General features: G+C 59.0%; 14 protein-coding genes. 11 read left to right on the forward strand and 3 right to left on the reverse strand.

Annotated elements, in window-relative coordinates; all coding sequences use genetic code 11:
• The first annotated feature begins 17 nt into the window (after nucleotides 1-17).
• The 9 genes from rbfA to V7Z56_RS06285 all read left to right on the forward strand — a co-directional run bounded on the left by rbfA (nucleotide 18) and on the right by V7Z56_RS06285 (nucleotide 8588).
• The gene (rbfA, locus tag V7Z56_RS06245; protein ID WP_334128509.1) at nucleotides 18-407 is read left to right on the forward strand and encodes a 30S ribosome-binding factor RbfA; all 390 of its coding nucleotides are present in this window, start codon (nucleotides 18-20) and stop codon (nucleotides 405-407) included.
• A gap of 6 nt (nucleotides 408-413) precedes the next feature.
• Complete coding sequence (gene truB / locus V7Z56_RS06250; RefSeq protein ID WP_334128510.1) at nucleotides 414-1310, forward strand: tRNA pseudouridine(55) synthase TruB; 897 nt, start codon at nucleotides 414-416, stop codon at nucleotides 1308-1310.
• A gap of 15 nt (nucleotides 1311-1325) precedes the next feature.
• Complete coding sequence (gene rpsO / locus V7Z56_RS06255) at nucleotides 1326-1595, forward strand: 30S ribosomal protein S15 (protein WP_334128511.1); 270 nt, start codon at nucleotides 1326-1328, stop codon at nucleotides 1593-1595.
• Nucleotides 1596-1805: 210 nt separating this feature from the next.
• Nucleotides 1806-3908, forward strand: a complete 2103-nt coding sequence (gene pnp / locus V7Z56_RS06260) for a polyribonucleotide nucleotidyltransferase (protein ID WP_334128512.1) — start codon at nucleotides 1806-1808, stop codon at nucleotides 3906-3908.
• 172 nt (nucleotides 3909-4080) lie between these two features.
• Nucleotides 4081-5454, forward strand: coding sequence for an NAD(P)H-dependent flavin oxidoreductase (locus V7Z56_RS06265; protein WP_334128513.1), 1374 nt, complete (start codon nucleotides 4081-4083; stop codon nucleotides 5452-5454).
• 111 nt (nucleotides 5455-5565) lie between these two features.
• Nucleotides 5566-5985, forward strand: coding sequence for an iron response transcriptional regulator IrrA (irrA, locus tag V7Z56_RS06270; protein ID WP_334128514.1), 420 nt, complete (start codon nucleotides 5566-5568; stop codon nucleotides 5983-5985).
• Nucleotides 5986-6126: 141 nt separating this feature from the next.
• Nucleotides 6127-6546 carry a rubrerythrin family protein gene (locus V7Z56_RS06275; protein WP_334128515.1) on the forward strand — a complete coding sequence of 140 codons (420 nt, stop codon included), beginning with the start codon at nucleotides 6127-6129 and terminating at the stop codon, nucleotides 6544-6546.
• Nucleotides 6547-6632: 86 nt separating this feature from the next.
• On the forward strand, nucleotides 6633-7970 hold the full coding sequence (locus V7Z56_RS06280; RefSeq protein WP_334128516.1) for a heterodisulfide reductase-related iron-sulfur binding cluster: 1338 nt from the start codon (nucleotides 6633-6635) through the stop codon (nucleotides 7968-7970).
• 12 nt (nucleotides 7971-7982) lie between these two features.
• Nucleotides 7983-8588: a DUF3501 family protein gene (locus tag V7Z56_RS06285; RefSeq protein ID WP_334128517.1), complete on the forward strand. Its 606-nt coding sequence runs from the start codon at nucleotides 7983-7985 to the stop codon at nucleotides 8586-8588.
• 2 nt (nucleotides 8589-8590) lie between these two features.
• Here the strand turns inward: V7Z56_RS06285 and V7Z56_RS06290 are convergent, their stop codons facing one another.
• Complete coding sequence (locus V7Z56_RS06290) at nucleotides 8591-9088, reverse strand: SH3 domain-containing protein (protein WP_334128518.1); 498 nt, start codon at nucleotides 9086-9088, stop codon at nucleotides 8591-8593.
• Nucleotides 9089-9266: 178 nt separating this feature from the next.
• Here V7Z56_RS06290 and V7Z56_RS06295 point away from each other — a divergent pair, with 178 nt between their 5' ends.
• Both V7Z56_RS06295 and V7Z56_RS06300 read left to right on the forward strand, forming a co-directional pair.
• Nucleotides 9267-10253, forward strand: a complete 987-nt coding sequence (locus V7Z56_RS06295; RefSeq protein ID WP_334128519.1) for a 2-hydroxyacid dehydrogenase — start codon at nucleotides 9267-9269, stop codon at nucleotides 10251-10253.
• Between the two features lie 64 nt (nucleotides 10254-10317).
• On the forward strand, nucleotides 10318-10950 hold the full coding sequence (locus V7Z56_RS06300) for a trimeric intracellular cation channel family protein (protein WP_334128520.1): 633 nt from the start codon (nucleotides 10318-10320) through the stop codon (nucleotides 10948-10950).
• Between the two features lie 58 nt (nucleotides 10951-11008).
• On the opposite strand, the gene V7Z56_RS06305 is transcribed toward V7Z56_RS06300, so the two are convergent.
• Entirely contained in the window at nucleotides 11009-11611 is a 603-nt protein-coding gene (locus V7Z56_RS06305) for a VPLPA-CTERM sorting domain-containing protein (RefSeq protein ID WP_334128521.1), read from the reverse strand.
• A 382-nt stretch (nucleotides 11612-11993) separates the two neighbouring features.
• The gene (polA, locus tag V7Z56_RS06310; protein ID WP_334128522.1) at nucleotides 11994-14861 is read right to left on the reverse strand and encodes a DNA polymerase I; all 2868 of its coding nucleotides are present in this window, start codon (nucleotides 14859-14861) and stop codon (nucleotides 11994-11996) included.
• Nucleotides 14862-14870: the final 9 nt, after the last annotated feature.

The following is a 14870-nucleotide window of genomic DNA, read 5'->3' on the forward strand; positions in this document are numbered from 1 at the left end:
TCGCGGGAGAATGCCTCATGGCACAAGCGAAACGCGGCTCTAAACCCGCCAGCAAGCGGCAGTTGCGCGTTGGCGAGGAATTGCGCCATATCCTGGCCGAGATCTTGACGCGCGGCATTTTGCATGATCCGACCGTTGCCGGCGCCTCGATCACGATTTCCGAGGTCAAGGTAAGCCCGGATATGCGGAGCGCCACCGTCTATGTCACCACCCTTGGCGGCGTCAACGAAGCGCCGGTCATCGCCGGCCTGAACCGGGCGAGCGGTGTCATTCAGGCGGAGCTCGGACGTGAGCTCACCATGAAATTCACGCCGCGTCTCGCCTTCCGCCGCGACGAGTCCTTCGACTATGGCATGCATATCGACTCGCTGATCCGCAAGACCCGCGGAACGGACGGCGAGATTTAGCAGCGTATGGCAAGAAAGCGGCGCGGAACCCCGATTCACGGCTGGCTGAATATTGACAAGGCTGCCGGAGTGACCTCCGCCCATGTCGTTGCGCGCGTCAAGCGCATCACCAACGCGGAAAAGGTTGGGCATGCCGGAACGCTGGATCCGTTTGCAACGGGCGTTCTTCCCATCGCACTTGGCGAGGCAACGAAAACCGTCGGCTACATCGTCGATGACATGAAGGAATATCGCTTTACCGTCCGCTGGGGCGAGGCCCGCAATACGGACGATATCGAAGGCGAGATCGAAGCCACCTCCGATCACCGTCCGTCGCGCGAGGACATCCTTGCCGCGCTTCATCACTTCACCGGGACGATCCGCCAGCGTCCGCCCGCCTATAGCGCCATCCTGATCAGGGGCGAGCGCGCCTACAAGCTCGCCCGCGAGGGAATAGATGTCACAATGCCCGAGCGCGACGTCCATATCGCGGCGTTACAGCTTGTCGGGATACCGGACAGGGATCACGCCATCTTTGATGTCACTTGCGGAAAAGGCACCTATATTCGCGCCCTCGGCCGGGACCTCGCGCTCCGGCTCGGGACTGTTGCACATTTGTCAGCATTGCGGCGTCTCCGCGTCGGACCTTTTTGCGCCAATGACGCGATTTCGCTGGATAAGTTGGCAAAGCTGTGGCAGTGTCCCGCAGAATTTCAGGATCTGCTTCCCTTAACGACCGCGCTGGACGACATCCCGGCCCTGGCCGTGACGGAACCGCAGGCAGTACGCCTTCGGCACGGTAACGACGTGGCGATCCCGGATCAGGCAGACGGCATCGTCTGCGTCATGGATGGAAATACACCCCTCGGTCTTGCAAAAATGGAAGCCGGGAGGTTGTATCCCGTCCGCATTTTTAATATTTAACTCAGGAGAGACCCGATGTCGATTACTGCAGAGCGTAAAGCAGAATTGATCAAGGAATATGCCACCAAGGAAGGGGACACCGGCTCCCCGGAAGTACAGATTGCGATCCTGACCGAACGGATCAACAATCTGACCGGACATTTCAAGGACCACAAGGGGGATGTGCATTCGCGTCGCGGGCTGTTGAAAATGGTCAGCCGCCGTCGTCGCCTTCTTGACTACCTTCGGAAGGTTGAAGAATCACGTTACCAGGACACGATCAAACGCCTTGGCATTCGTAAGTAATTCAGTATGCGCAGGCCCGTCTTCCGGGCCGCGAGATCAGCAAACGCCGGTGGCTGCCTTGGCTCTGCCAATGCACATCGGCGTTTGTCGCATTTGGGAAGCATTCTTTCCAGACGCGTATCAGAGATAGAGAAGAAGAAAAAGGCCGGAACATAGGGTTCCGGATTTGCAGAGCGGCATGGGGCCGTTTCTGCGTTGGAAGGAAAGAAAATGTTTGAAATACATCGCAAAGAAGTGATGTGGGGCGGCCGGCCTCTCGTTATGGAAACCGGCAAGGTTGCCCGCCAGGCGGACGGCGCCATCATGATCAGCTATGGCGGGACCCAGGTTCTGTGCACGGTTGTCGCAGCAAAGACAGTTAAGCCGGGAGTGGATTTTTTCCCGCTGACCGTCAACTATCAGGAGAAGGCATTTGCCGCCGGCAAGATCCCGGGCGGCTTTTTCAAGCGCGAAGGACGCCCGAGCGAGAAAGAAACGCTCACCTCGCGCCTCATCGACCGGCCGCTGCGCCCATCTTTCGTCAGCGGCTTCAAGAACGAAACGCAGGTTGTCTGCACGGTTCTTGCCCATGATCTGGAAAATGACCCGGACATCGTCGCACTGATCGGCGCCTCTGCCGCGCTCACCATCTCCGGCATTCCGTTCCTCGGCCCGGTCGGGGCAGCCCGCGTTGGTTATGTCAACGGCGAATATGTGCTGAACCCGGTTGCCGCCCAGATGGACGACACTCGTCTTGATCTGGTGATCGCCGGGACTGCGGACGCGGTTCTTATGATCGAATCCGAAGCGCATGAGCTGAGCGAGGAAGAGATGCTCGGCGCCGTCATGTTCGGCCACCGCGAGATGAAGCCCGTCATCGATGCCATCATCGACCTTGCCGAAGCCTGCGCGAAAGAGCCGTGGGACTTCCAGCCTGAAGAGGTTGACGCCGCGCTTGATGCAAAGGTGAAAGAGGCCGCAGAGGCCGCACTTACCGAGGCCTACAAGGAAGCAGGCAAGCAGAGCCGGGTTGAAAAGGTTGCGGCCGCCAAGGACGCTGTCATTTCCGGGCTCGAGGATGAGCAGAAGGAAGTCGCCGGCGATCTTCTCAAGAAAATCGAAAAGAAAATCGTTCGCGGCAATATCATTGCCACCGGCCAGCGGATCGACGGGCGCGACACCAAGACAGTTCGCCCGATCCTCGCTGAAATCGGCGTGCTGCCGCGCAGCCATGGCTCCGCCCTCTTCACCCGCGGCGAGACGCAGGCGCTGGTCGTTGCCACCCTCGGCACCGGTCAGGATGAGCAGATCGTCGATGCGCTGGAAGGCGAATATCGCGAAAACTTCATGCTGCATTACAACTTCCCGCCCTATTCGGTCGGCGAGGTCGGCCGCATCGGCTTCACGGGCCGGCGCGAGGTCGGGCATGGCAAGCTGGCATGGCGGGCCATTCATCCGCTGCTGCCGGGCAAGGATGCTTTCCCCTACACCATCCGCGTCGTCTCCGAAGTGACGGAATCGAACGGCTCCTCTTCCATGGCCACCGTTTGCGGCACATCGCTTGCGTTGATGGATGCGGGCGTTCCGCTCACCCGTCCGGTTGCCGGTATCGCCATGGGCCTGATCCTTGAGGAAGATGGCAAGTTTGCCGTTCTCTCCGACATTCTTGGCGACGAGGATCATCTCGGCGACATGGATTTCAAGGTTGCCGGCACGAGCGAGGGGATCACATCCCTGCAGATGGACATCAAGATCTCCGGCATTACCGAGGAAATCATGCGGATCGCGCTTGCCCAGGCAGGCGAAGGCCGGATGCATATCCTGCGTGAAATGAGCAAGGCCATCGACAGCGCGCGCGACGGCGTGCGCGAGGGTGCGCCGCGGATCACGCAAATGACAGTTCAAAAAGACAAGATCCGTGATATCATTGGTACCGGCGGCAAGATTATTCGCGAAATCTGCGAAGTCACCGGCGCCAAGATCGACATCGAAGATGACGGTACGGTGAAGGTCGCGGCCACAACGGCCGAGAGCGCGGACGCCGCCATTAAATGGATCAAGTCGATCGTTGATGACCCGGAAGTCGGCGAGACCTACAGCGGCAAGGTTGTCAAGGTTGTTGACTTCGGCGCCTTCGTCAATTTCTTCGGAAATCGGGATGGCCTTGTCCATATTTCGGAGCTCGCTCCGCAGCGCGTCGGCAAGGTTACCGACGTCGTCAAAGAGGGCGACGAGGTCCGCGTCAAGGTCCTGGAGATCGACGGTCGGGGCAAGGTTCGCCTGTCCATCAAGGCCGTTTCGGCAGACGCGGAGCAGGCAGCAGCGCACGACTAGTCGCAAGCTTCCGAACGCGGAGATTCCGGAGGGTGGAGACGGATTTGAAAGTCCGGCCACCCTCGTTTTTTATATGCTCTTGATGCTTGGGTCAGCATGCTCTAAGTGTTAGGTTAACGGGGATGTGTATAACCATGGGAACGTATTCGTGAAGTCGTTGAATTCGATACTTATGTCCGGTAAGGAGGTCCTGCCCGTCATCGAGGGCGGCAAGGGGATCGCCGTGTCTTCGGGGCAGAGCTCCGGGGCCTGGGCAGCGGCAGGCGGTATTGCGACTTTCTCCGGTGTTAATGCCGACAGCTTTGATGAAGACGGCAACATCATCCCGCAGATCTACCACGGCCGGACCCGGCGCGACCGCCATGAGGAGCTGGTCGCCTACGGCATCCGCGGCGGCATTGCGCAGGCGCAGATCGCCCATGAAGTCGCCAAGGGCGAAGGCCGGATCCATATGAACGTGCTGTGGGAAATGGGCGGTGCGGAACGTATCCTGCACGGTGTCCTTGAAGGGACAAAGGGCCTGATCCACGGTATCACCTGCGGCGCCGGCATGCCCTATCGGGTGGCGCAGATCGCCTCTGACTACAAGGTTCACTACTACCCGATCATTTCCTCGGCGCGCGCCTTCCGTGCACTCTGGAAACGGGCCTACCATAAATTCTCCGACTGGCTCGGCGGGGTTGTCTATGAAGACCCGTGGCTTGCCGGCGGCCATAACGGCCTCAGCAACAGCGAGGACCCGATGCGGCCGGAGGATCCCTATCCGCGGGTCGTCGATCTGCGCAAGCTGATGAACGAGATCGGCCTCAACAATGTGCCGATTATCATGGCCGGAGGAGTCTGGCATATCGATGAGTGGGAGCATTGGCTCGACAATCCCGAAATCGGCCCGATCGCTTTCCAGTTTGGCACAAGGCCGCTCCTGACCAAGGAAAGTCCGATTTCGGACGCATGGAAGGAAAAGCTCCGCACGCTCAAAAAAGGCGATGTCTTCCTCAACAAATTCAGCCCGACCGGCTTCTGGTCGTCTGCCGTGCGCAATGACTTCATTCGCGAGTTGCAGGGCCGCTCGAACCGCCAGGTCGCCTATTCCAATGAGCCTGTCGGCGCCCATGATACCGCCTTCGGTGTCGGCGCGCGCAAACGCGAGGTTTATCTTACCGCCGAGGATAAGGCGCGGGCCGAAGGCTGGGTCGCGGAAGGCTATACCGAGACGATGAAAACACCGGATTCGACGCTGATCTTCGTCACTCCCGAAAAGATGGCCGAGATCCGCAAAGACCAGATCGACTGTATGGGCTGCCTCTCGCAATGCTCCTTCTCGAACTGGTCCGAAAATGAGAAAGGCAACACCGGCCGCAAGGCGGATCCGCGCAGCTTCTGCATCCAGAAAACGCTGCAGGACGTCATCCATACGGAACATGTCGAGAATAATCTCATGTTTGCGGGCCACGGCGCATACCGGTTTGCGACCGACCCGTTCTACGCGAATGGCTTTATTCCGACCGTCAAGCAGCTTGTAGAGCGCATTATGACCGGAAAATAGCCAAAAATTCACACTCAATCGTAAGTGCGGATTTGAATTATTAAAAAATGTTCTATATATTTCCGGAGAACCCCCTCGCCGGGAGGGGGCGAACGATAGAGTGTGTGCATTATGCCGTCAGAAATCGCCGATCTGGAAATGAAGCTCAGGGACGCACAGCTGCGCCCGACGAAGCAGCGTCTCGCCCTCGCCGAGTTGCTGTATGCGCGGGGCAACCGTCACATCACGGCGGAGCGTCTGCACAGCGAAGCCATGGAAGCAGGCGTCGCCATTTCCCTCGCCACCATCTACAACAATCTGCACCAGTTCACGTCAGCCGGGCTGCTGCGTGAAGTCGTGGTGGATTCCAGCCGCTCCTATTTCGATACCAACGTTGATCCGCATCACCATTTCTTCCACGAAGAAACCGGTCAGCTTGAAGATATCGAGCGGAGCAACCTCACCATTGCAAACATTCCTGCCCTGCCTGAGGGAACGGAAATCAGCAGTGTTGATGTGATCGTCCGGGTGAGCTCCGTCCGCCGTCGCTGAAGTCAATTCCGGTTCATGGAATTTTTTGATTTAGAATAATTCCAATCTATTGACAGCCCATTTCCCGCTTCGTATAGTTGCTGCGTAAACCTGCTCGTGCTTGAGCAGTCCCTTATTTTACGCCCTATACAGGAGGACTTCATGTCTCTAGCGGGAAGCAAAACAGAACAGAATCTGAAAGAAGCATTTTCCGGTGAATCCCAGGCAAACCGCCGTTATCTCTATTTCGCGCAGAAAGCCGACGTCGAAGGCTACAACGATGTCGCCGCCGTTTTCCGCTCGACTGCTGAAGGCGAAACCGGCCATGCGCACGGTCATCTGGAGTATCTCGAAGCCGTAGGCGATCCGGCGACGGGTCTTCCGATCGGCGGCACCGCTGACAACCTCAAAGCGGCAATCGCCGGTGAAACCCACGAGTATACGGATATGTATCCGGGCATGGCGAAAACCGCACGCGAGGAAGGCCATGACGAGATCGCCGACTGGTTTGAAACGCTGGCGAAGGCTGAAAAGAGCCATGCCGGCCGCTTCCAGAAGGCCCTCGACAGCCTCAACGACTGATCGGATTTGACGTAACGCTTTCGGGGTAGCGGATCAGCGATTTCGCTGCCCCTTTTTTACGGATCATTTATATTCAGGGGAATATTATGCGTGAAGGCAGCCTGGATGCGCCAACCCGGCACATTATCGACTGGAATAATCCTGATTTCTACGACGAGCAGAAACTGGACGACGAGTTGCGCCGTGTGTTCGACATCTGCCACGGCTGTCGCCGCTGCTTCAATCTGTGCGATTCTTTCCCTAGGCTGTTTGACCTGATCGACGCCTCCGAAACCGAAGAGCTGGATTCGGTTGCCTCTGAAGATTTCAAGCCTGTCGTTGATGCCTGCACGCTCTGCGACATGTGTTTCCTGACCAAGTGCCCCTATGTGCCGCCGCATGAGTTCAATCTCGATTTTCCGCATCTGATGCTGCGCTACCGCGCTGTCGAGAAGCGGAACGGTAAAACCAAATTCGTGAGTGGCGAGCTCGCCAAGACGGATCGCAACGGCAAGCTCGCAGCGCCCGTCGCCGGCCTCGCCAACTGGGCGACCGATCGCTCGAACAGCTTTACCCGCGGCATCATGCAGAGCACGCTCGGGATCGATAAGAACGCGGCGCTCCCGAAATACCAGTCAAAGACGCTGGTCAAGCGAGCGAAGGAAAATCCGCTCGAGATCAATGTCGATGCGCCGGCCTATGGCCGCAAGGCGGTGATCTATGCGACCTGCTTTGGCAACTACAACAACCCAGCAACCGGCGAAGCGACGCGCAAGGTGCTGGCCAAGAACGGCATCGAGACGGAAGTCGTCTATCCCGGCTGCTGCGGCATGCCCCAGATGGAGCAGGGCGACCTTGCCGCGGTTGCGGAAAACGCCAAGAAGGTCTCGGCCGAGCTTGGAAAGTGGATCGACAAGGGATATGACGTGATCGCCCTCGTCTCGTCCTGCGCGTTGATGCTGAAATTCGAATGGCCCCTCATCGTTCCGGGGAACGAGGATGTCGAGAAGCTTTCGAAATCGACCTTCGATGTCGCCGAATATGTGATGGAGTTCGCCAAGAAGGAAGGTATGGCCGACGGCATGCAGCCGATCGGCGAGGATGTGGCGATGCATCTGGCCTGCCACGCCCGGGCCCAGAACATGGGTGCAAAAGGCGCCGAGATCCTGCGCCTGATACCCGAGACCAAAGTCACCGTCGTGGAGCGCTGCTCTGGTCACGGCGGCTCGTGGGGCGTGATGAAAGACAATTTTGAAACCGCCCTTAAAGTCGGCAAGCCGGCGGCGCGGGCGGTGCTGAAAGCCAACGCGAAATATATCGCGTCCGAGTGTCCGCTTGCCGCCGAGCACCTGTTGCAGGGCTCCGAAAACCTTGATGCGGAGGCCACTGCGAAGAAAGAGGCCCTGCATCCCATTGAACTGCTGGCCAAAGCCTACGGCCTTTGAAAGGAAACTGTCATGTCCGCAAGCACAAAACGCGTTATCACGCCGGAGGATATTCTTCCGGTTGAAGAGTACATGAAGATCCGCCGCGATCATAAGCAGAAGCTGATTCCGATCAAGAAGAACCGGCGGGTCGAAATCGGCCCCTACGCCACCTTCTATTTTGAGAATTACGACACCATGTGGTCGCAGATCCAGGAGATGCTCTATATCGAGCGGGGCGGCGATGAGCAGCTTCGCGACGAGCTCGACGCCTACAATCCGCTGATCCCGAACGGCTCAGAGCTGGTCGCCACCTTCATGATCGAAATCGACGATCCGGTGCGCCGCGACTTCACGCTCCGCCAACTCGGTCATATCGAGAAAACCATCTATCTCTCGGTCGGCGGTGAAAAGATCTACGCGGTGCCGGAGGATGATGTGGACCGGACCACGGAAGACGGGAAAACCTCGTCGATCCATTTTCTGCATTTTCCGCTGAACCCGGGGCAGATCTCGGCATTCCGCGATCCGGCGACGGATGTCCTGCTCGGCGTTGAGCATGAGAAATATCCGCATATTGCGATCGTCAAAGGGGATGTGCGCAAGGCGCTCGCGGAAGATTTCAGCGCCGTCAACTGACGTCAGCGGATCTTTTCATTCTCATAGACGCCGTAGAAGTGGCTGGCGAGAAGCCAGCCCTTCAGGCCGGCGATCTCGATCTCGCACCAGCGGCCGTTACACTCCTCAAGCTTGCCAAGAACGCCGGGCTCCGCGAGCAGGACGACTGGGCTCGTCTCATCGGGGTCTTCATGAACGGGACGCACCTCCCCGGTGATGACTAGCGTTCGCCGCCCGCTGAGTAAATTACGGTGCACCCAGCCGGTGTCGCCGTCGATGTCGCGGATCTGCAACCACAGCTCATATTCCTCGATCACCTCGACAGGCCAGCCGCGCCGCAAATAGACCCACTGGATGGGATAGCGCGTACCCGGTCCGGTCCGCACATTCACCTCGTTTGAGGAAAGCGACACAAATCGCGGCAGCGGCAGTCCGGTTACGGGCCCGGTCCGGTTGGCCATCGACGGCGGCGGCAACAGGGTCATGCATACAAGGAACAAGACAATAATACTGCGTTTCACCCGGCCAATTCCCTCACTTGAAAACAGTCTGCTTTTTGTTATGCCGTGCGGGTCGCCCCCGGGTCAAGTGCTGACGGGCCGCGCATTAATCCAAAGGTCGCAATTGTAACCGTCCCCGCTATCTGCTAGATAAAGCCTAATGATCTTGCTGTAAAACCAGGAACAAGAGAGTCATCAGATGCCGCAGAAAAAACCCGTTGTCGTTGTCACGAGAAGGCTTCCCGATGTTATCGAAACCCGGATGATGGAGCTGTTCGATACGCGTCTCAACCATGACGACACACCGATGACTCAGGCCCAGCTGATCGAAGCCGTGAAAACGGCCGATGTTCTGGTCCCGACGGTGACGGACAAGATCGATCTCGGCGTTCTCAGCCAGGCCAACCCCAATCTCAAGCTGATCGCGAGCTTCGGCACGGGCGTCGATCATATCGATCTTGCAACGGCGCGCCAGCGCGGCATCACGGTAACCAACACGCCGGGCGTCCTCACCGAAGATACCGCCGATATGACAATGGCCCTCATCATGGCGGTGCCGCGCCGCCTCACGGAAGGCGAGCGGCTGATGCGCTCGGGCAAATGGACGGGCTGGTCGCCGACCAGCATGCTCGGCAACCGCATCTGGGGCAAGCGGCTCGGCATCATCGGCATGGGCCGCATCGGCCAGGCGGTCGCCCGCCGCGCCCGCGCCTTCGGCATCTCGATCCACTATCACAATCGCAACCGGCTGCCCGACTATATCGAGCATGAGCTGGAGGCAACCTATTGGGAGAGTCTCGACCAGATGCTGGCGCGGATGGACATCGTCTCCATCAACTGCCCGCATACACCGGCCACATTCCATCTGCTGAACGCCCGCCGCCTCGCGCTGCTGCAGAAGACCTGCTACATCGTCAACACCTCGCGCGGCGAGGTCATCGACGAGAACGCGCTGACGCGGCTGCTGCGGAACGGCAAGATCGCAGGTGCAGGGCTTGACGTGTTCGAGCATGAACCCGCCGTCAACCCGCGCCTGATGGAGCTCGATAACGTTATCCTGCTGCCGCATATGGGATCCGCCACCATCGAGGGACGTATCGATATGGGAGAGAAGGTGCTGATCAATATCAAGACCTTCATCGACGGCCATACGCCGCCCGATCGCGTCATCCAGGCGATGCTGTAACGCGGGATTCCTTGCGCTTTTCCCTAAACTGACGGATCATCCCCCTGACAACAGGGGGGCCAATATGTTTACGGATTATGTCATCTTCCTCGATCTGATCGGCGTTGCCGTCTTTGCGGCGACCGGCGGTCTTGTCGCGAGCCGCCGGGAAATGGATATCATCGGCTTTGGCATGATGGCGACCTTTACCGGCATCGGCGGCGGGACGCTCCGCGATGTCGTGCTCGATCGCCCGGTCTTCTGGGTCTCGGACGCGCGCTATCTCATCGTCTGCCTTGGCATTGCGCTGTTCTTTTACTTTTTCGCCTGCCGCGTCCAGCGCCGCTACGCGCTGCTGCTCTGGGCGGATGCACTGGGTCTCGCCGCCTTCGCGGTGATGGGAACGGATATTGCCCGCGGCACCGGTGCGGGCCCACTCGTCGCCATCGTGCTCGGCCTGATGACGGCGACCTTCGGCGGCCTTGCGCGCGATCTCGTCGCCGGGGAAACGCCCCTGCTGCTGAAGCAGGAAGTCTATGCGACAGCGGCGCTGTTGAGCGCAGCGGTCTATATCCTCGCGCTCGATGTCGCCGCCCTCTCCCGCCCCATTGCAGTCTCGGTTGCCATCCTTGCCGGCTTCGCCCTTCGCGCCGGGGCTATTCGCTTTGGCTGGTCCCTGCCCCGCTATCGGCCGCGGCCGGGTCGTCTTTATAAATGAAAAAGAAACGGCGGCTGAAAAGCCGCCGTTTTTTAGGAGTTGCGTGTCAGACCCGAGGTCAGGCGACGGCCTTGCGCCGCTTGCGCCAGCCAAGGAAGCCAAGAACCGCCAGGCCTGCGCCGTAAAGCGGCAGAGCGGCTGGAAGCGGCACGGCGGAAACCGTCATGTTGGCATATTCAAACGCGTTGGTTCCGGAGGTAAAGCGGATTTCATCGAAAAGACCCGAGGACATGACAGAAGCGACGATGAAGCCGATCCCCTTGCTGACGCTGTCGAGCTGCGCATCGTCCCCGTAAAGGGCGTCTACCCAGTTGCCCTGATAATAGAACTCAAGGCCGTTATATTCATCAACGGACCCCCAGATGAAATCAACCGAGGTGTAGGTCTGGTCGAAAACATAAGAGGCGTAGCTGTCTTCCTGAACGGCGGTATAGGTTCCGATCCCGTCGAGAGCCGTCCCCGGCCACGGCGAGCGATACTCGTCAACCGCGGAGCCGGTCTGGTTTTCAAGGACGGAGCCGATCTTCGTTGTCGCCGCGATCACGCCGCGATCTTCGGTCGGGGTATCTGTCGTCCAGGTGATTGTCGCTGCGCTGGCCGGAAGGGCGAACGCCAGTCCGAGACTGGCAACAGCGATAAAGGTCTTAAAGAGTCTGATCATAAAATGCACTCCTGTTACTGACTTCTGCATCGCCCGGAGGCCAACGCCTGATAATTTCTGGTCGCCTGACGGCAAAAAAGCATCTGTATTTTATTAACTTCCCCGCCACACTTCAAATAATGCGGGAAGGAAACATTCGACTAATGTCATAGAAGTGACAATTTGCTGCCCGATTGTCAACACAATTTACGGGGCATTTACATAAAACTTTAGCTATTTTTTAAAGATTCAGGGAAGCTGTGGAGATTTCGAGGGCGCAGATTTGCGGGCGCATCCTGTTGAAATGGTTAATTTTTCCCATGTTATGGTTAATTCTGGCAGTGATTCGCTCGATCAGGCAGTGCCCTGCGGCGCGCCGGGTGTCCTGATCGGCAGGATGCCATCAGTGGGCCTCGTTCCAGTTGTCGCCAACGCCCGCTTCAACGGTCAGCGGCACGGAAAGCGAGAGCCTTGGCAGGGCTGCTTTCTCCATCACGGCACGCACTGCGCGCGCGGTTTGCTCAACCTCCGTTTCCGGCGCCTCGAAGATCAGTTCGTCATGCACCTGCAGGAGCATCCGCGCGTCTAACCCGGCATCCGCCAACACGCCCGGAATGCGGATCATTGCCCGCTTGATGATATCGGCGGCCGAGCCCTGAATGGGCGCGTTGATGGCGGCCCGCTCGGAGAAGCTGCGGCGCGCGCCGTTCTTGTCGTTGATGCCGGGCAGATGCACCCGCCGCCCGAACAGCGTCTCGACATAGCCATGCTCGTGACAGAATTTCTTGGTCCGCTCCATATAATCGCGGATGCCGGGATACTGCACGAAGTAGCGGTCGATATAGTCCTGCGCCTCGGTCCGCGAAATGCCGAGCTGGCGGGCAAGGCCGAAGGCGCTGATGCCGTAGATGATACCGAAATTGATGGCCTTCGCACGCCGGCGCATCATCGGGTCCATCCCCTCGATCGGAATGCCGAACACCTGCGAGGCGGTTTTCGCGTGAATATCAAGCCCCTCGGCGAAGGCCTCCTTCAGCGAAGCGATATCGGCGATATGGGCGAGGATGCGCAGCTCGATCTGCGAATAGTCGGCGCTGATCAGCTTGTGGCCAGGCTCGGCGATGAAGGCTTCGCGGAGCTTGCGCCCCTCCTCCGTGCGAATGGGGATGTTCTGCACATTCGGCTCGGTTGAGGCAAGGCGCCCGGTCGAGGCGGCGGCAAGCGAGAAGGAGGTGTGAATGCGCCCCGTCTCGGGGTTGATCTGGCTTTGCAGCGCGTCCGTATAGGTGCTTTTCAGCTTGGCAAGCTGGCGCCAGTCGAGAATTCTCTCGGCCAGCTCCACCCCGTCCGCGGCCAGCCCCTCCAGCACGCCGACATCGGTGGTATAGGCGCCGGTCTTGCCCTTCTTGCCGCCCGGCAGCTTCATCTTGTCGAACAGGATCTCGCCAAGCTGCTTGGGCGATCCGACATTGAACTCCTCGCCGGCGAGCGCGTGAATTTCCTTGACCAGTGCCTCCATTCGAAGCCCGAAATCGAGCGACAACGCGCTGAGCAGTTTCGCATCCACCTTGATCCCGGCGCGCTCCATATCGGCAATCACCGGGATGAGCGGCCGCTCGATGGTCTCATAGAGCGTGACAGCTTTTTTGGCGACAAGCTGGCGTTTCAGGATCTGGTGAAGTCGGAGCGTGATATCGGCGTCCTCGGCGGCATAATGCGTCGCTTTATCGATTGGAACCTCATCGAAGGTCACTTGCGCCTTGCCGGTGCCGGCAACCTCCTTGAAGGGCACCGGCGTGATGCCGAGGTGAAGCACCGAAAGCTCGTCCATGCCATGCCCGTTTAGCCCCGCCGCCTGGCAGTAGGAGAGCTGCATCGTGTCATCGACGGGCCCCAGATTGATGCCTTCCTTGCCGAGGATAAGCTGGTCATATTTGATATTCTGCCCGATCTTGAGAACGCCGGGATCCTCAAGCAGCGGCTTCAGCGCCGCAATCACTGCGGCTTTGGGAAGCTGCGGCAGGGATGCGTCGGCGGACTGGGGATCATTTGCGCCGTCGAAATCAAACCCGCCTTGCGCTTTCGCGCTCACATGACCGACGGGGATATAGCAGGCGTTGCCGGGATAAATGGCGAGCGAGATCCCGACAAGCGAGGCCTGCATGGCGTTGAGGCTGGTCGTTTCGGTATCAATCGCCACATGGCCGACGCGTTCAGCCTCCGCGATCCAGGCGTTGAGGGCATCGAGATCGAAAATGGTTGAGTAATTGACTGACGTGACTTCCGGGACCGAGGCCGCCTCCGCCGTCTCGTCGAGTGCTGCCACGTCAGCGCGAAACCCGCCGCCGTAAAACTCCATCACGCGGCCGGTCAGCTGCTTGAACTCGTTCTCCTGAAGGAAAGCCATCAAATCCGCCGCATCCGGCATGCGCACATTCAGATCGAGAATGTCGATGTCGAGCTCGATATCATCTTTCAGCGTGACGAGCTGGCGGCTGATAAGGGCCTTGTCGGCATGTTCGAGCAGCTTCTCGCGCCGCCCTTTCTGCGGGATCTCCGCCGCCCGGGCGAGCAGGGTGTCGAGATCACCATATTCATTGATAAGCTGCGCGGCGGTCTTGATGCCAATGCCTGGAACGCCCGGCACATTGTCGATGCTGTCGCCGGCGAGCGCCTGCACATCGATGACCTTTTCGGGCGGCACGCCGAATTTCTCAATCACTTCCGCTTCGCCGATCATCTGGTTGCGCATCGGATCGAGCATCATCACATCGCCGCCGACGAGCTGCATCAGATCCTTGTCGGAGGAGACGATCACGCACTCCATCCCTCGGGCGCGGGCCTGCGCGGCGTAGGTCGCGATGATATCGTCGGCTTCATAACCGTTCTTCTCAATTGCCGGGATATTGAAGGCGCGGGTTGCCTCGCGGACCAGCGGAAACTGCGGCACGAGGTCTTCCGGCGGCGCCTGCCGGTTGATCTTGTAGTCGGGATAGATGTCGGAGCGGAACGTCTTGCGGCTGGTATCGAAAATGACGGCAAGGTGGCTGACGCGCCCGTCATGATGCGTATCCTGGATCAGCTTGAACAGCATGTTCGAGAAGCCGAGAACCGCGCCGGTCGGCGTTCCATCCGAGCGGGAGATCGGACGCCCCCCGCGAATCATCGCAAAATAGGCGCGGAAGATATATCCCGATCCGTCGACGAGGTAGATTCTGTGTTTCTGGTTCGGATCGCCCGTGACATCCGGTTCGATCATACCGTCCTGCATAATTTTTCT

Source organism: Sneathiella sp. (assembly GCF_036844445.1).
In the GTDB taxonomy this organism is placed as follows: Bacteria; Pseudomonadota; Alphaproteobacteria; order Sneathiellales; family Sneathiellaceae; genus Sneathiella.